Origin of the sequence: Aeromonas sp. 2MA4, from assembly GCF_029237305.1 — a bacterium.
In the GTDB taxonomy this organism is placed as follows: domain Bacteria; phylum Pseudomonadota; class Gammaproteobacteria; order Enterobacterales; family Aeromonadaceae; genus Aeromonas; species Aeromonas salmonicida.
The window spans coordinates 240,843-258,438 of record NZ_JAACFY010000003.1 but is presented as its reverse complement, the minus strand read 5'-3'; the positions used below and the strand labels follow the sequence as shown (position 1 = coordinate 258,438).

Annotated in this window: 10 protein-coding genes; 4 read left to right on the top strand and 6 right to left on the bottom strand. The window is 65.7% G+C overall.

Annotation, left to right across the window (positions count from 1 at the left end):
* Nucleotides 1-49 precede the first annotated feature (49 nt).
* Genes GWQ31_RS05240 through GWQ31_RS05230 form a run of 3 tightly spaced genes read left to right on the top strand, consistent with a single transcriptional unit; the run spans nt 50 to nt 2,951 of the window.
* Nucleotides 50-1,066, top strand: a complete 1,017-nt coding sequence (locus GWQ31_RS05240) for an amonabactin ABC transporter permease subunit 2 (RefSeq protein ID WP_005315288.1) — start codon at nt 50-52, stop codon at nt 1,064-1,066.
* A gap of 14 nt (nt 1,067-1,080) precedes the next feature.
* Nucleotides 1,081-2,148 carry an amonabactin ABC transporter permease subunit 1 gene (locus tag GWQ31_RS05235; RefSeq protein WP_275908823.1) on the top strand — a complete coding sequence of 356 codons (1,068 nt, stop codon included), beginning with the start codon at nt 1,081-1,083 and terminating at the stop codon, nt 2,146-2,148.
* Nucleotides 2,148-2,951 carry an amonabactin ABC transporter ATP-binding protein gene (locus GWQ31_RS05230; RefSeq protein ID WP_275908822.1) on the top strand — a complete coding sequence of 268 codons (804 nt, stop codon included), beginning with the start codon at nt 2,148-2,150 and terminating at the stop codon, nt 2,949-2,951. Before GWQ31_RS05235 ends, GWQ31_RS05230 begins: the two co-directional genes overlap by 1 nt.
* 81 nt (nt 2,952-3,032) lie before the next feature.
* On the opposite strand, the gene amoD is transcribed toward GWQ31_RS05230, so the two are convergent.
* The gene (gene amoD, locus GWQ31_RS05225; RefSeq protein WP_275908821.1) at nt 3,033-3,758 is read right to left on the bottom strand and encodes an amonabactin biosynthesis phosphopantetheinyl transferase AmoD; all 726 of its coding nucleotides are present in this window, start codon (nt 3,756-3,758) and stop codon (nt 3,033-3,035) included.
* A gap of 158 nt (nt 3,759-3,916) precedes the next feature.
* Between amoD and GWQ31_RS05220 the strand changes: the two genes are divergently transcribed.
* A complete protein-coding gene (locus tag GWQ31_RS05220) occupies nt 3,917-4,861 on the top strand; it encodes an amonabactin ABC transporter substrate-binding protein (protein WP_065403230.1) in 945 nt (314 codons plus the stop codon).
* A 79-nt stretch (nt 4,862-4,940) separates the two neighbouring features.
* Here GWQ31_RS05220 and GWQ31_RS05215 read toward each other — a convergent pair whose 3' ends face one another.
* Genes GWQ31_RS05215 through amoB form a run of 5 tightly spaced genes read right to left on the bottom strand, consistent with a single transcriptional unit; the run spans nt 4,941 to nt 17,575 of the window.
* Nucleotides 4,941-6,542, bottom strand: coding sequence for an amino acid adenylation domain-containing protein (locus GWQ31_RS05215; protein WP_275908820.1), 1,602 nt, complete (start codon nt 6,540-6,542; stop codon nt 4,941-4,943).
* Nucleotides 6,539-12,790 carry an amonabactin biosynthesis non-ribosomal peptide synthetase AmoG gene (amoG, locus tag GWQ31_RS05210; protein ID WP_275908819.1) on the bottom strand — a complete coding sequence of 2,084 codons (6,252 nt, stop codon included), beginning with the start codon at nt 12,788-12,790 and terminating at the stop codon, nt 6,539-6,541. Before amoG ends, GWQ31_RS05215 begins: the two co-directional genes overlap by 4 nt.
* Nucleotides 12,791-12,798: 8 nt before the next feature.
* A complete protein-coding gene (gene dhbA / locus GWQ31_RS05205) occupies nt 12,799-13,548 on the bottom strand; it encodes a 2,3-dihydro-2,3-dihydroxybenzoate dehydrogenase (RefSeq protein WP_265461874.1) in 750 nt (249 codons plus the stop codon).
* A gap of 20 nt (nt 13,549-13,568) precedes the next feature.
* Complete coding sequence (gene amoF / locus GWQ31_RS05200; RefSeq protein WP_275908818.1) at nt 13,569-16,670, bottom strand: amonabactin biosynthesis non-ribosomal peptide synthetase AmoF; 3,102 nt, start codon at nt 16,668-16,670, stop codon at nt 13,569-13,571.
* Nucleotides 16,667-17,575, bottom strand: coding sequence for an amonabactin biosynthesis bifunctional protein AmoB (amoB, locus tag GWQ31_RS05195; protein ID WP_275908817.1), 909 nt, complete (start codon nt 17,573-17,575; stop codon nt 16,667-16,669). The genes amoF and amoB overlap by 4 nt, the downstream gene beginning before the upstream one ends.
* Between the last annotated feature and the right edge of the window lie 21 nt (nt 17,576-17,596).

Here is a 17,596-nt window from a genome sequence, read left to right as displayed (position 1 = left end):
CGGGCTCCCTTTTTCCGTTTTTATCGCCTCGACAATAAGGAGTATCCGGGTGCTCAGACACCAAACACAGCTGTTCTGGCTGGGAGTTGTTCTCCTGTTCATGCTGATCTGTCTGTCACTGGCCACGGGTGCCGGTGTCTATGGTGGCCGCGAGGTCGCCGGATTTTTGCTGGGCGATCCCGCCCTCATGGCCGACGAAAAGCTCGCCATGATCATTCATACCCTGCGTCTGCCCCGCACCCTGTGTGCCCTGGTGGTGGGCGTCTGTCTCGCGCTGGCGGCTTCCATGCTGCAAAGCGCCACCCGCAATCCGCTGGCCGAGCCCGGCCTGCTCGGCGTCAACGCCGGCGCCGTCTTCGCCCTGGTGATAGGGCTGACCTACTTTGGCGTTGAATCGGCCTACGGTTATCTGCTCTGGTCCGGCATGGGTGCCCTGCTTGGCAACCTCATCGTACTGGGTCTCGGCCTCATGGTGGGTCGCTCCAATCCGCTCAAGCTCATCCTGGTGGGGGTCGCCCTCTCCGCCACCTTTGGCGGCCTCTCCAACTTCCTGCTGCTCTCCAACAAGGTGGTGCTGGAGCAGTTCCGCTTCTGGAACCTGGGGTCTCTGGCGGCCTCGGATCTCGACGCCGTGCTCACTGTGGTGCCCTTCGCCCTGGCCGGTCTGCTGCTGACCCTGGCCCTGTGCCGCCAGCTCACCCTGATGCAGATGGGAGACAACCAGGCCCAGGCCCTCGGCATACGGCCGACCCGGGTGCGGATCGGCGTGCTGCTGGCCGCCACCCTGTTCACCGCCTGCGCCATCGCCATCGCCGGCCCCATCGGCTTCGTCGGCTTTCTGGCCGCCTACTGCGCCCGTCTGGTGGAGCCGGTGCGCCTCGCCATCCAGGTGCGTTTCTCCGCCCTGTTTGGTGTGCTGTTCCTGCTGGGGGCCGACATACTGGCCCGCTGGCTGATCCAGCCGTTCGAGCTGCCCAACGGCGTGATCCTGGCGCTGATCGGCGCCCCCGTGCTCATCATGGTGGTGCGCAGCGGTGGCTTCCGCTCCCTGCTGGCCGTCAAATAAGGTCACCCTGCCTCATGAACAATCCAATGAACACATCGCTGAATGCTTCACTCCCCTCCGGCACCCTCTGCCTGCGACTGGGTGACCGCACCCTGCTGCTGCACCGCCGCGCCTGGCTTATCACGCTGGGCTTGGTGCTCACACTGGCGTTGGTCTCCCTGCTGGCGCTGACCCTGGGCTCAAGCAAACTCACCATGCTGGGGGTCATGCAAACCCTGCTTGGCGAGGGGAGCCGGCTCGATGAGGTGACTGTCTTCAAGATCAGGCTGCCGCGTATCGTCGCCGTCTTGGTGGCAGGCGCCGCCATGGGCCTCTCCGGCTGCCTGGTGCAGACCCTCATTCGCAACCGCCTCGCCACCCCGGACATGATAGGGGTCAACGAGGGGGCGTCGCTGGCCATCATCGCCTTCTCCCTCTACCTCACTCTGGGCAGCTGGCCCTGGTGGGCCGCGCCACTCGGCGCCCTGTTTGCCGCCGTAGTGCTCTACGCCCTGTGCAACAAGCCGGGGGAACAAGGCTATCTGTTCGTGGTGATCGGTATCGGCGTCTCCGAGCTGATGAACGCCATCGGCCAGTTCGTCATGTCCACCCAGTCGCTGGTGCACCTCACCAGCCTCTACCTGTGGAACATGGGCAACTTCGTCGGCCAGGGCTACGGCACAGTGGTGCCTGTGGGGATCCTGATCCTGCTGGTCTGCCCCTGGATCATTTATCTCTCCCGCGCCCTGGGCGTGCTGCGTCTGGGCCCTGTCACCGCACAGAGTCTGGGGGTGAACGTCAACCGGGTGCAGCTCGGCGTGCTGGCCCAGGCCATCGTCGTGGCAGCCCTTGGCACCGCCATCGGCGGTCCTGTGGTGTTCATCGCCATGGCAGCCCCCATACTCGCCTCCTGGATGAGCCGGGATCGCATAGTGCCGCTGTGGATTGCCGCCCTGTGTGGCGCCCTGCTGCTGCTGGCAAGTGACACCCTGGTACGGGTACTGGCCAGCCCCCATGAGGTCGCCACCGGCATCATGACCCGTATTCTTGGCGGCATACTGCTGCTGTTTATTCTGATCAAAGACAGACAGAGAACCGACTGATGACCCTCACCCTAAATCGCCTCCACTTCGGCTATCAGCAAAAGCCCGTCTTCAACGACATCTCCTTCACCATTCCCAAGGGCAAGCTGGTCGGCATCGTCGGCCCCAATGGCGGCGGCAAATCCACCCTGCTCAAGCTGTTGGCCGGCCAGGAGCAGCCCCAATCCGGTGAGATACTGCTCAAGGGCAAACCGCTGGAAAGTTACGGCATGAAGGCGCTGGCCCGGGAGCTGGCCTACCTGCCCCAGCGCCCTCTGGTGCCCTCCGGCATTCAGGTCGAGCAGCTGGTGCAGTACGGCCGCCATCCCCATCAGGGCTGGTTCAATCAGTGGAGTGAAGAGGATGCCCGCATGGTGCGCTGGGCCTGCGAGCGGATGCAGCTTGGCGACATCTTGCAACAGAGCGCCAGCTCCCTCTCCGGCGGCCAGGCCCAGCGAGTGTGGCTGGCCATGGTGCTGGCACAGGATGCGGACATCATCTTGCTGGATGAACCCACCAGCGCGCTGGATATCGGCCACCAGACCGAGGTGATGGAGGCCATCCACCAGATCACCGCCGAGGGCAAGACAGTGCTCATCGTCATCCACGATCTCGCCACCGCCGCCCGCTACTGCGACGAGCTGATCGCCATTGGCGAGGGCAAGATCCAGGCCATGGGCCCGGCTCGCGAGGTGGTGACCAAGCCCCTCATCGACCGCCTCTACCAGACCGACGTGGACATACTGCACGCCCCCGGCGATGGCGCTCCCATCATAGTGCCGCGCCGTCGCCCGCAGGCCTTTGCCATGAAGCAGCAGGCCTGAACTCAGGATCAAAAAAACCGTCTGATGACGGTTTTTTTGATCCCGTGATGCTGGTCAGCAGGTGGCGCGGCAGCGGCCTGCTCAGAGCAGCAGCGTGGTCAGCACGCCCCCCGGCAAGCGTTGCCAGTGCAGGGTACAGTGCCAGCCGACAGACAGATCCGGGGTCAGCTCGCTTTTTAGTTCGAGGGTGAGGGTCTGCTCCGTCATGGCCAGCCAGCGAGCATCGAGAAAGTCAAAATAGCGCCCCACCCTGGGGTAGAGCGCCTTGAACAGGCTCTCCTTGGCAGAGAACACCAGGGTCAACCCCTGGGCCGGACCGAGCGGACAGCGCTGCAACCGCGCCCACTCCTCATCATCCACAATGCCTGGCCAGAGCTCGCACGCCTGCTCATCCTCCAGCCAGGCTTCCAGATCCAGCCCGATACCAGCCTGGCCTCGGCGCACCGCACACAGGGCCATGCCACGCCCCTGCAACAGACTGTGGCTGATGCTGCCCTCAAACCCCGCAGGCCAGCGCGGCTCGCGGGCCGAGCCTATGGCCACCACGTGATCACCCAGCCCAAAGCCGCGCAGAGCCTCACGGGCCGCCAACCGACCGGCCAGAAACTCCCCCAGCCGCTTGGGGGCCGCACGCTGCAAGCTGGCGGGCAGCAGGATCTCGGCCTGCTCATAGCAGGCCGGAGTGAAGGAGGCGGGATCGAAGCAGACCCGCTGCAGCGCAATATGTGCCGCACCGGGCAGCGGCAGGCCGTCGGCATGCAGGATAAAACTGCCTCGGGATCCGGCAGCCATGGGAGCGATTGGCATCAAAAAGGCCCTTGGTTCGAGAGCGGTCATGGTAGCAAATCACCCCCTCTCAGCACCACAAACGCAAATGACAATTTTTATCATTTGAATATGTGATAGCATAAGTCCGCCCGTTTGGGGCCCGGTTTTTCGCTGATTTCACCAAGAAGGATGTAACGATGAAGATCTCCTCCCCTCTGGCCGCCGCGCTCATGCTGGCCAGCCTGGTCGGTTTTCAGGCCCAGGCCAGCACCGAGACCCGTCAGGTGACCGATGCCGATGGCAAGACCCAGGTCGTGCCCACCCAACCCAAGCGGGTGGTGGTGCTGAGCGAAATCGATCTGGATACGGCCCTGACCCTGGGGTTGCAGCCGGTCGGCACCGTCAACGGTCGTGGCCAGGGCACATTGCCCCGTTACCTGCTGAACAAGGCCGGCAAGGATATCGCCGTGGTCGGCGATCTGGACAACCCCAATCTGGAACGGCTGATCGATCTGGAGCCGGATCTCATCCTGACCGGCCAGACCAAGCCCGAGCTGCTGACCCTGCTGCAAGAGATAGCCCCCACAGTGGTCACCGGCAACTGGGGTGATTCCTGGAAGGAGATCTTCAATCGCAGCGCCCACGTGCTGAACCGGGATGCCGAGGGCAAGGCCTTCCTCGCCCAGTATGACGCCCGTCTGCAGGAGGCACGCAGCAAGCTTGCCAAGCATCAGGGCGAGCGCCTGAGCATAGTGCGCTGGAACCCGAAGGGCCCAAGCTACATGCACAGCGGCACCTTCGCCAGCAGCGTGGTGGAAGAGATGGGGCTGGCCCGTCCGACCCACCAGATCGGCGACAAGACCCCCCACTCCCCGGCCCTGAGCCTCGAATCCCTCAACCTGCTGGACGGTGACTGGCTGGTGATAGGCACCCTGAGCGCCAGCGGCGATGCGGTGGATGCCATGAAGCAGGCCGAGCAGACCCCGGCCTTCCAGCAACTAAACGCCATCAAGGGCAAGCGCTTTGGCGCCGTGGACGGCTCGCTGTGGACCTCCACCGGCGGGCCCCAGGCGGCCCTCAAGGTGATCGACGACGTCGAGCAGCTGCTCGCCAAACCGGACGCGGCCCCCATCACCCAATAAGCCCGCGCTCATATGACAGCCAAAAAGAAGCCCGCATCATGCGGGCTTCTTTGTTTATCAAGGCACTCGGACAGAGAGCTCACTCGGGTAACGGCAGCGCCTTTCTATCCAATTTCCCGCTGCCTGTCTTGGGCAGGGCATCGAGCAGGAGGATCCGCGCCGGCACCATGTAGTGCGGCAGCGTGGCCTGCAACCCCTTGCGCAGGGCGAGGCGGTTGAGGACCACCCCGGCTTTGGCCTCCACATAGCCCACCAGCATGGCCTCGTCCCCCTCGCCAAAGAGGCGCACCGCCGCCTCCTGCACCCCGGCTTGGCGGCGAAGGCCCGCCTCCACCTCCCCCAGCTCGATGCGAAAACCGCGCAGCTTGACCTGATCGTCCCGCCGCCCCAGATAGAGGAAGCGATCCGCCCCCAGTCGTCGCACCCGATCGCCAGTACGATAGAGCCGATGGGCATCGACCCGCAGGAAGGCCGCCGCCGTCAGCCCTGGCTTGCGCCAGTAGCCTTCACACAGGGCAGGGCTCTCGATGCAGAGCTCCCCGCACTCCCCCTCAGGTACCGGCAACCCTGCTTCGTCCAGCACCCAGTGGCGATAGCCGGGCAGGCTGTGGCTGATGGTGATCTGCCCATCCGCCGGTGGCCAGCGCACCTCGCTCACCAGCGACCAGACGGTGGCCTCGGTCGGCCCGTAGCAGTTCCACAGCCGCTGGGTACGACTGCAAAGCTGCTCGGCCAATCCCGAGTCCAGCGCCTCGCCGCCACACAGGGCGGTGAGACGCTCGCGCCCCTGCCAGCCTGCTTTGAGCAGCATGCGCCAGCAGGCCGGGGTGGCCTGCAGGAAGTTGATGGAAGGATCCGCCTCGAGCAGCGCCATCATTCCCAGGGGGTCCTTGTTGTGCTCACCGCCGGCCACCGTCAAGCGGCCGCCGCCCCAAAGCGGGCCCAGCATCTCTAGCAAGGAGATGTCAAAGGCCGGGGTGGTGATAAAGAGCCAATGGCTGTTAGGTGATAGCCCGAGCCGCTCGCGGATCCCGTCGAGGAAGCAGATCAGGGCCCGCCGGCTGATAACCACCCCCTTGGGCTCGCCGGTGGAGCCCGAGGTGAACATCATGTAGGCCGTCAGCGCATCGTCCACATTGGGCCACTGCACGGTCGTAGCCCCTGCGTGACCGAGGCCGGCGAGGGAGCGCAGCGGACAGCCAAACGCGGGCACATCGCCATGCCCATCACAGATCACCGCCGAGAGCCAGGCCTGACGGGCGATACCCTGCAGCCGCTCCACCGGAAAATCCGGATCGAGCGGCACAAAGGTGAGGCCGAGGCGCAGGCAGGCGAGCAGGCAGGCCACCAGATCCGGGCCTCTCTCCAAGTAGAGGCCGACCCGCTCTCCCACCGCCAGCCCCTGCAGGCGGGCGGCGATCTGACCGACCCGCAGGCTGAGCTCGCCATAGTTGAGCCAGGCGCCGGGACCGGCCTCGCCCGTGCCTTGCTCACTCATGCCGCGCTCATTCACACCAACCCCGCCCATGCCGATGGCGGGGGCCAGCGGCGTGGCGGCGAGGCAATCGGCCAGACGCGAGCCCAGGGTCTGCTCTGTTGCCAGCCCCCCTTGCGGAAGGCTCAACTCCCGATTGGCTTTCGGTTTGACGGGAGCCTGGTCAATCTTGGTCAGGGCCGTCATAGCACCTCCTCGGGCAGCCGCACCAACCAGTGCTGATAGAGCCGGCTGGGGGATGAATGGGCCTTGAGATCCCGCAGGGTGAGCGGCGCACGCTCGCCGGCAAAGGCGGTATTGAGAGCCGCCAGCAGGGCGAGCTGCTGCACCGAATCCACCCCGAGTTCACACAGGGTCTGTTGCCAGACGCCGGGCACGCCGCACTGGCGCTCCCACAGGGCCACCAGCGGACGAGCCGCGGGCGGACAGGGCCCAGCGACTGGCGCCGCGACGCGCGCGGCCACGGGGGCAGGCAGGCTCATCTCATTGGGTCTGGCCGGCAGCGCAAGGTGCGCCCCCGCCAGCCAGCCGAGCTCGGTCAGCCAGGTGGCCAGCACGGCTTCCGCCTGCGCCATGGGGATCAGATCCCCGTCGAACTCGAGGCGCAGATTGAACTGGCCGCTGCAGGCGTTCACCACCAGGGAGAGCGGCAGTTCCACCTTCTCCACCACGGCGCCAAAGCGCGGCACCAGCTGATGGGGTTCTGGCTCCTCTGGCAGCGCCGGCACAGGGTAGTTCTCGAACACGAACAGGCTCTGGAACAGGCGCGCCCTGCCTTGCGTCAGCGCGGCGAGCGACTGGGTACCGTGCTCGTTGAGTGCCATCAAATCCGACTGCAGCCGGGCGATATGCTCGGCCAGAGTCGCCTCGGTGCGCCAATCCAGGATAAGCGGCAGGCTGTTGATATAGAGGCCGACGCTCTGGGTGATCCCCTCGATGGGGAAATCCCGGCCCGGCGTCACGTTGCCAACCAAGGTGATGTCGTCGCCACAGCGGCGGGCCAACAGGCGATGCCAGGCGTATTGGGCCAGCAAGCCCGTACTCACCCCCAGCTCGCGGGCGCGGGCTTCCAGTTGAGCCGACACGTGTGGCGCCAGGGTTTGGCCGCACACAGCAGGCCTGTGCTGCGTCAGCTGCGGCTCCAGCGCCACCCCGAACAGGCGGGAGAGATCATTGGGTCGGGCCAGCAGTTCGGCGCGCCCCTGCCAGTAGGCCTCGCTGGCGCGGGTTTGGCTCGCGATATGGCGGCCAAATTCGAGCCAGGCCCCATCCGCTTCGGCTTGCGGCAGCAGGCCGTTCATCAGGGCTTGGTAGCAGCGATGCAGGGAGCCCAGCAATACGGGGCCGCTCCAGCCATCCAGCACGCCATGGTGGGCGCTGAAGATGATCTTGTGGTGATCGGGCGCCAGTTTGAAGCAGGCGACCCGCAACAAGGGAGCCTGATCAAGCGGGATCGGGCGGGCCAAATCCTGCTGGCGATAGGCCGCGATGCGCGCCTCGGCCTGCTCATCCCCCACCAGATCCTGATAGTGGAATGGCAGCTCGGCATGGCGCAGGATGCGCTGCAGCGCCACCCCATCCGCCAGCACCAGCTCGCTGCGCAGGGCCGGCCAGCGGGCGATCTGCGCCTGCCAGGCCTGTCGGTAGACGGCCAGGTCCAGTGGCTGGCGGTACTCAATCTCGGTCTGCAGGTGATAAGCCGTGTCACGAGGCGCCAGCGCCCTGTGATAGAGCATGCTCTGCTGCAAGGACGTCATGGGCAGCAGTGTCTCCACCTCGCGCCCGCTCAGCACCTGGTCGAGCGCCGCTTGCGAAAGGCCAAGCCCCGGGAAGTCGCTCGGGGTGTGGCGCGGGGCGCTCACTTCACAGCAGTGATCCACCAGGGCACGCAGGTTGGCCGCCAATCTCACCATCAGGGCATCGCTCCCTTGCTGGTTGAGGGCGCCGACCTGGCGCAGGGTGAGACAGCCGTCATAGACGCCCCCGTGCAGGCTGACAAGCTCTCGCGGCAGGTTGTCCGGTGAGGAGGGCGACCCCGGTGCCATGGGCAGGGGCTGCCAGGGCTGACCTGCGGCGCCTTGCGCTCGTGATGCCTGATGGCTGACCCCCAAGTAGTTGAAGACGATGAGGGCTTCGGGCAGCTCCCAACCACGGGGATGGTGCAGACGAAGGGCGTTGAAGCCTACCCCCTTGTCCGGTACGGCCCGCAGCCGCTCCTTGGTGGCGCACACCAGCGCATCCCACTCTGGCTCATCGGTCAGCGCCAGCGGATAGGTGCTGGTGAACCAGCCCAGGGTGCGGCTCACATCGAGTTCAGCATCGATGGCCTCGCGGCCGTGCCCTTCCAGCATCACACAGTGACGTGTGCCATAACCCAGCTCGCTCAGGGTGCGGGTCAGGGCGGCCAGCAACAAGTCGGGTACCCGGGTGAAGAAGGCCTGATTGGCCGGGTCGATCAAGCGGGCCGTGGTCTCCTTGTCCAGTTGCAGCAGGCTGGCGGCGGCGCGGCCATCTTCGGCGCGCTGTGCTTCCAGCAGTCCTCGCTGGTTGCCCTCCCCCTGGGCCAGCCAGAACGCCAGCTGATCCTCTTCGCGCAGGGCGTAGGCGGCCAGCCCTTCGCCCCACTGGCGATAGCTGCTGCCCTTGGCGGGCAGGGGCTCGCCCCTGCTCACCCGGGCCAGATCCTCGGCCAGAATGCGCCAGGAGACGGCATCGATGACCAGATGGTGGAAGGCGAGGAAAAGCCCCTCCACTGGATCGATCTCACCTTCGATGGCCAGGTTGCGCAGGCGGGCCCAGGCCAGGGTGTGGCCGCTGGCAGGATCGAGATCCCCCTGCAGCTCGGTCAGGCGGGCCTGCAGTTCAGCCCCGCCGAGTGCCCCTGCATCCAGGGTCGGCAAGGGCGGCAGCGCCAGCTCGGCCAGATAGCGCTGGCCGGTCGTGGTCACCGCCAGACGCAGGGCGTCGTGGTGCTGGCGCAGTGTGGTCAGCCAGCCGGCCAGGGTGTCATCATCGATCCCGGCGGGCAGGCGCAGTATTACCCCCTGGTTCCAGTGGCCTGGCTTGGCGAAGCCCTGCTCGAAGAACCAGTGCTGGATGGGATGGAGCGGGAAGTCGCCGACCAGGTTGCCCTGTTCGGTCTGGTGGCTGACCGCCTGCTGCTGGCCGAGCTGGCGGCAGAGGCGGCGCACCGTCTTGGCCTCGAACACGTCCTTGACGCTGCAGTGCAGCCCCGCATCCCGCAGCCTTGTGGTGAGCTGGATGCTGAGGATGGAATCGCCGCCTAAGCGGAAGAAGTCATCCTCCACTCCGAGGGGCTGCTTGAGCACCCCCTGCCAGATGGAAAGCACAGTCTGCTCCAGCTCGCTTTGTGGCTCACTCTTGCTCTGCTGCCAATCAATGGCGGGCAGGCGGCGCAGGTCCAGCTTGCCGTTGGGGGTAAGCGGCATCTCGGGCAGCCAGCAGAGTCGTACCGGCACCATGTATTCGGGCAGGCATTCGCCGGCCCGTTGCAGCAGGGCCTCGCCGTCCGGCTCACTCGCCCCCTCATGCAGGCAGGCGTACGCCAGCAGGCGGCCGTCCTGCACCACTACCTTGATCTGGCGGATGGCCGGGCAGAGCGCGGCGACTTGCGTCTCTATCTCGCCGGGCTCGATGCGATAGCCGCGCAGCTTGATCTGCTCATCAATCCGGCCCAGATATTGGACCTTGCCGTCGCGGCGCTTGAGCGCCCGATCGCCGGTGCGGTAGAGGCGATGGGTACGACCGTCGAGAGCCAGCTCGATAAAAGCCTCTTGGGTTCGCTCAGGCAGATTGAGGTAGCCACGGGCAAGGCCAAGACCACTCAGGCAGAGCTCGCCGGGCACCCCCACGGGGCAGAGGTTGCCCCCTTCGTCCAGGATCAGCGCTTTTAAATTGCTTATAGGCTGGCCTATGGTGATGGGCTGACCCGGCACCAGCCGCGCGCAGAGCGCCGTGACTGTGCACTCGGTCGGGCCGTACATGTTGTAAAGCGCAACCCGCTCCCCCCAGCGTTCCACCAGGCTGCTCGGGCAGGCTTCACCGCCGAAACCGATAGCCTTGAGGGAACCGAGATCCGCCGGTGGCAACAGGTTCGCCAGCAGGGCGGTGGGCAGGATCATATGGCTGGCGCCACAGTTGATCGCGGCCGTGATGGCCCCCTCACCCGGCTCGCCAAAGTGCAGGGCAGCGCCGCAGTAGAGCGGCAGCAGGGTGGTCATGTTGCCTGCATCGAACGACAGAGACATGCAGTTGAACATGGCGCCATCCTGATCAAGGACGATGCGCGCGCCGTGATCCACCATCAGGTTGACCAGGCTGCCCTGCTCCACCATGACCCCCTTGGGCAGGCCGGTACTGCCGGAGGTGTAGATGATCTGGGCCAGCATGGCTGCGTCCCGGGGGATGGCGGGAGTGCTGGTTGGCAGCCCATCCAGCGCCAGCCGATGCAGGTTGTGGTAACCGGCATCTGTGCCCTTGATGGCCTCGGCGAGCTGGACATCCGGCTCTCCCCCCAGCACCAGCGCAATGCTGGCGTCGCTCAGGATATGGGCCAGCCGCTCGGCGGGATAGGCGGGGTCAAGCGGCACATAGGCCGCCCCCGCCTTCCAGCAGGCGAGCAGAGCAACCACGAAGGCCACATCCCGTTTGGCCTGGATGCCGATGGCACTCCCCGGGGTCACGCCGCTGGCCAGCAGCCAGTGGGCCAGCCGGTTGGCGCGCGCCTCCAGCTCGCCGTAACTCAGGGCGCCTTCGCCATCACTCACCGCAAACGCATCGGGAAACTCCGCTGCGCGGCGCTCGATGTGGCAGAGCAGGGTGTCGCGGCTGGGGTAATCCAGGGGCAGGCTGGCAAGCTCGGCGGCCAGCGCTGCCTGGTCTGTGCCCGCCTCCAGCGGCAGTTGCCAGATGTCGGTCTCGGGAGCCGCCACCACGGCGCGCATCAGGTGCAGCAGACGATCGGCGTAAGCCTGGATGGTCTCTCGCTCGAACAATGCGGTGGCAAACAGCCAGTCCACCCTGGCGGAATCCATCAACTCGGTCACCTTGACCGAGATGTCGGTCTTGGCAGGCAGCACCGGCGAGGTCTCCTCCACCAGCTGACAGCCGGGGATGAGATCATTGAAATCCACCTTGGCCTGATAGACCAGCATGATCTGGAAGATGGGGTTGATGGCGGTGGTGCGATCGGCGCCTATGGCCTCGGCCAGTGCCTCGAAGCGGTAGAGCTGGTGATCGAAGGCCGCCAGATCCTCCTCCCGGCACTGCTGCAGATAGTCGACAAAGCTGGGGCGACCGTCGAGCCGGGTGCGCAGCACCAGGGTATTGACGAAGAAGCCCACCAGGGACTCTATCTCGTGACGCTCGCGGTAGGCGAGCGGCGTGCCGATCACCACCTCCTTCTCGCCACTCTGGCGCACCATCAGCAGGGCAAACAGAGCGTGCAGGCCGATGAAGTTGGAGGTGTTGTGGCGCTGGCACAGCCGCTTGAAGCTCTCCCACAGGGCATTGTCTATGGTGGAGAATACCAGCTCGCCGCCGCTGGCCTGATGGGCCGGGCGGGGCTTGTCCAGCGGCAGACCGTGCACCTCGGGGCTGCCACCGAGCCTGTCGACCCAGAACGGCTTGAACTCGGCGTGGTAATCCAGAAAGCGCGGCGAGTTGAACCAGTGGGCATAGTCGAGGTAGGTGAGCGGCAACTCGGGCACGCTCAAGGGCTCCCGGTTCTGATGGGCCAGGAAGGCACGCTTCAAGTCGGCAAACATGTTCTTGACCGACCAGCCGTCGGAGACGATGTGGTGCTGGGTAATAAGCAGCACATGTTCATGAGACCCCAACCGGATAAGGTGCACCCGGCTGAGGTCCCCTTGAGTCAACGAGAAGGGCTTCCCTATCTCCTCACGTACTCGTCTGGCCACATAGGCCTCGCGCTCGGCTGCGGGCTGCTCACTCACGTCCTCAATATGCAGCTTGAAGGGCACGTGGGGCAGTATCTCCTGGGCCCCCCTGCCCGCCTCGTCCTTGACGAAACGGGTTCGCATGCTGGGGTGGCGGGCAAACAGGTGGTCGAAGGCAAATTCCAGAGCTCGGGTATCCAGCTCGCCGATCACTCGAAAGTAAACCGGCATATTGTAGAGATGGGAGGCCTCCTCGTACTGCTCGATAAACCAGAGCCCGCTCTGGGAGGAGGAGAGCGGCCCGCTCTGAACACCTTGAGCGACAATGGGGGCCTCGAAGGCGGCGCGAGCAGCCAGGCAGCGCACCAGCTCATCCTTGTGCGCCTTGATTTGGGCGCCGATGGCGGGGGTCAGTGCCTCCTTGCTCGACTGGGAAATCAGCTGCCCTTTCTCGTTGAGGGCCAGCCTGACACCTTGGCGTTCCAGCTGTTTTAACAGCGTTATCATATTGTTCATGACTTACCTCAGGCGCTCAGGGTGGCGCCGCCGTCGACGACCAGATCCTGCAGCGTGATATGGCTGGCCAAGTCCGAGGCCAGGAAGAACACTGTATTGGCGATCTCCGCCGGGGTGGCGATTTTGCGCAGGGGAATACCGAGCTTGAACTGATCCGGCAGCCCGGCAATGGTGCGGGCCATGGCCCCCTCGTCCGGCAGCATGCCGCGCAACATGGGGGTATCCGTCGAGCCCGGCGACACCAGGTTGACCCGCACACCGAAGGGGGCCAGCTCCAGCCCCACCGTCTGGGTCAGGCTGGTGACCGCCGCCTTGGACGCGCAGTAGGCCGCCATCTGCATGCGCGGCACATGGGCGGCGTTGGAGCCTATGGTGACGATGGCGCCGCGCCGCTGCGTCTTGAAGTGGGGCACCAGGGCACGCAGCAGATAGAAGACCCCCGTGGCGTTGACCGTCATGCAGTCGTGCCAATCCTGGTCGCTCAAGTTTTCGGTGGGCCCGAGGCGCAAGACCCCGGCCCCGTTGACCAGCACATCCAGCCCGCCGTCCGCCAGCAGCGCTGCGCAGCAGGCGTTCACCACCGCCGCATCACCGATGTCGAGCAGCCGGGTGGCATAGGGGTAGTCTGCCTCGGGGAACGCCAGATCCAGCCCCACCACGGCGGCGCCGGCGGCCACGAACTGTTCGGCCACCTCGCGCCCTATGCCACGGCCAGCTCCGGTCACCCAGACCCGCTTGCCACTGAAATCAAAGGCCATCGCTTGTTGCTCCTTGCTCATCACCACACCATCTCCACGCTCTCTTCATCCTCGGTCAGCTTGCCGTCGAGGAAGCGGCAGAAGTCGTCCAGACGGGGGTGGTCGAACACGTCGGAGACCTTGACCTGCACCCCGAACTCGGCGCCGAGCCGGTTCACTATCTGTATGGTCTGCAGGGACTGGCCCCCCAGCTCGAAGAAGTTGTCCGCTGGCGCCATGGTGGCCAGCCCCAGGATCTGCTGCCAGATGGCGCCGACCCGGTTCTCGGTTTCACTGCCGAGGGTCAGTGCCTCATCCGTGGACTGGTACTGAGCCAGCAGGGCCTTGCGATCCAGCTTGTTGGAGCCGGTGCGGGGCAGCTGGTCATAGTGGCGATAGTCAGTGGGGATCATGGCGGCAGGCAGCACCTTGGCCAACTGCGCCTTGATGACCCGGCTGTCGCACTCCGGCCCCGCCACGAAGGCCACCAGCCGGCGCACGCTGCCGATGCTCACCCCCTGCACGCAGGCCTCGTCCACCCCCGGCAGGGCCAGCAGCTGGGCCTCCACTTCGCCGGGCTGGATCCGATAGCCGCTTATCTTGAATTCGTTGTCGCGCCGGCCGAGGTAGACCAGCCGGCCGGCCACCAGGCGCACCCGATCGCCGGTGCGATAGACGGGCATCAGCTCCGCGCCAACCCGCAGGGTGCCAAAGCTCCCTTGCACGCCCCCCACATAGCCATTGGCCAGCTGCGGGCCGAGCAGCACCAGCTCCCCCTCGTTGGCGGGTTGCTCCCCCGCCCCCAGAATGAGCGCCTGCATGCCGGGCAGCGGCAGGCCGATGGGTAGCTGGACCTGGCTCAGATCTTCCTGCTGCAGCTCCTGAGTGGTCACCACCACGGTCGTTTCGGTGGGGCCGTAGGTGTTGAAGAGGCGCACATCGGAGCGGCCCTGACGCTGCCACTGGGCCAGCTGCTCGGGATAGACCGCCTCGCCGCCGATGATGACGGTGGTAAGCCCGGCAGGAATGTGGGCCTGACCCGCCGTCAGCGCCACCACCCACTCATTCCAGAACGCGGTGGGCAGGTCGAGGTGGGTGATCCCCATCTGCTCCACCCCGGCCGCAAAGGCGGGCATGGATTCGAGCAGGGCGTCGGTGCGCAGCACCAGGGTGGCGCCGGCGCTCAGGGTGGCGAACACCTCCTCGATGCTGGCATCGAAGTTGAAGGGGGCGAATTGCAGCATCCGCGCCTCTTCATCCAGGTGATAACGGCTGCGGGCGGCGGCGGCGAAGTGATCCAGCGCGCCGTGGCTCACTGCCACCCCCTTGGGCAGGCCGGTCGAGCCCGAGGTGAACATCAGGTAGGCGACGGCGCGGCCGGCAGCCGGTTGGTTCAAGCGGTTATCGCTCACCAGATCCCCCGCCAGGAGCGTGCGCCCCTCAAACAGGCTGGCCAGCTTGTGGCGGTACTCGGCCTGGGTGATCAGGGTCTTGACCTCCCCCAGCCGCAGAATATGACCCTGGCGCTCCAGCGGCTGCTCGGGGTCGAGCGGCACGTAGACGGCGCCCGCCAGCAACACCGCCAGCTGGGCGAAGATGGCCTGGGGGGTGCGGGCCAGCATGACCCCTACCTTGTCGCCGGGGACGACGCCTGCGGCCTGCAGGGCGGCCGCCATCTGTTCGCAGCGGGCCAGCAGCGCCTCGTAGCTGAAGCGGGCCTCTCCCTGCGCCGTGCTCTGAATCAAGGCAATCTTGTCCGGGGTCTGGGCGGCGAAGTGGCAGAGCGCCTCCAGCACCGGCCGTGCCTTGATCACTTCATGGGCGGGGCCGGCGATCAGGGCGCGGGCCCGCTGCTCGGCCAGCCAGTCGGCCTTGAGCGCCCCCAGGGTCTGGGCGGGCTCGGCCAGCCAGCGGCCCAGCAGGGCAAACAGGGTATCGGCGATGGCCGCCAGCTCCCCCTGCTGGTAACAGCCGGGGTTGGCGTCCAGATCCAGTCTGGGCTGGCCATCGACGCCGACCTGCACCTCGATGGTGAGATCCTCCACCGGGCCGGCGCTGATGTTGAGAATATGGGCAGATAGCGGCCCGAAGCGGCGAGCGTGATCGAACGGCATGATGTTGACCAGCGGGCCGAACAGGCGCTTGTCGCCCCCCACCAGGCCAAGGTCGCGGCGCAACAGCTCGTAACGGTAGTGCTGGTGTTTCCGCACCCCGCGCTTGGCCTTGGCCACGGCGCCGGCGGCACCTGCCAGATCCAGTTCTTCACCCAGTGTCAGCGCCAGCGGGGTGATATTCATCTGCATGCAGGGCACGGTCAACGATGCCGAGCCGATGCGGTTCATCATCATCAGGCCGAGCAGGGTCTTATCCTGGCCGCTCGACAGCGACAGCTGGGCAGAGAGGCCGGCCAGCAGCAGATCGGGCCAGCCCAGCTTGTGCTCGTCGGCAAAGCCGGTCAGGGATTGCCACAGCGCCGCCGGCAGCGGACGGCTCTCGCGGATAAATTCGGCGGCGATGGGGGCGCGGATCTCGCCAAAGGATTTCACCTCGGGCCAGCCTTGCAGCTGCTCCTGCCAGAAGGCGCAAGCGGCGGCGTTCTTGCCGCTTAGCTCGCGGCTCGCCTCTTCGGCCAGCACCTCCGCCAACGAGCCGAAGGGCGATGGGGAGTCCATCTCACCGGCCAGCCCCTCTGCATACAGCTCGGCGATGCGCTGGAACAGCAAGGTGGTGCCAAAGCCGTCGAGGGCGATGTGGTGCACGCAGCTGTAGAGATAATCGCGGCCAGGGCCGCGCAGCAGGGCGAAACGGCTGGGCGCCTCTTGGGTCAACTCGAACGGGCGGCGCAGATCGGCCCATGCCCAGGCGCGGGCGACGACCTCATCATCGCTTTCAAGGTTCACCTCGTCATAGGCGAGTGGCGCCTCGTCCGAGACGAAGCAGACCGCCTCCCCATCGTCTTCGAAGTGGCCCTTGAGCGCCTCGCACTCACCCACAGCCCGGGTGAGGGCAGCCACCAGCACGGCCACGTCGACCTTGCCATCGAAGGAGATACACTCGGCGGTGTTGAACATGGCCTTGTCATCATTGAGTAGATGACCGGACCAGAGCCCCTGTTGGGGTATGGTCAGAGGGAAGCGGCTCATGGGGTCACCTCCAGCGCCTGTGCTGCCAGCTTGGCCTCGATGAGGCGCCACCAGCCGTTGAGGGTCGGCAGCTTGGCGAGATCCACGAAGCCAAGCTCCACCCCGGCGGCGCGCCACTCGGTGAGCAGGGCCATGATCCGCACCGAATCCAGGCCGTAGTCGATGAGGTTCTCGTCCGGGTCAAACTCCCCTTCGTCTTCATCGATATGGCTCAACAGCCGCGCTTTGAGTCCCTCATACGTCAGCAACGGATTAGTCTGGACGGCGAAAGTGGAAGCCGGGGCAAGTGCCAGCACCTCCTCGCAGGGGATCACCTTGCCGCAGCGGGTCGCCACATAGTCGAGCGCCATCTGGTGATCGGCCAGGGAGAAGTCCGCTATCCCGTCTGCCAGGAAGAAGGGCTGGATGTCGCGCATGAAGGCGTCACAGGCGGTCATCATGCAGCCGATATGGCCGTAGATGCCGCCTATGATGAGCTGATCCCGCCCCAGGTCTTTGAGCATCTGTTCGAGTTCGGAGCGCTGGAAGGCGCTGTAGCGCCACTTGACCAGCACTGTGTCGTCACGCTCCGGGCGCAGCCCTGCCACCACCTGTTGCAGCTCTGGACTCTTGTTCAGACCCGGGCCCCACATGTCGTTGAGCAGGGCGCGATCTTCGGGGGATTGATCCTTGGGCTGGGCCGTGTAGAAGACCGGGATGCCGAGGGCCTTGCACTGTTTGCGCACCGCGGCGAGCCGCTCGGTGAGGGCCTGGATCAGCGGGCTGTTCTCGCCATAAAACGCGGTGAAGTACTCCTGCATGTCGTGGATCAGCAGGGCGGCGCGCTTGGGATCCAGGGTCCAGTTGACCTTGTTGGCCTTCCACTGGCTGGGCATGGCGTAGTTGTTCAGGGTTGGGATAGCCATAACGTCATGATTCCTTTTTAG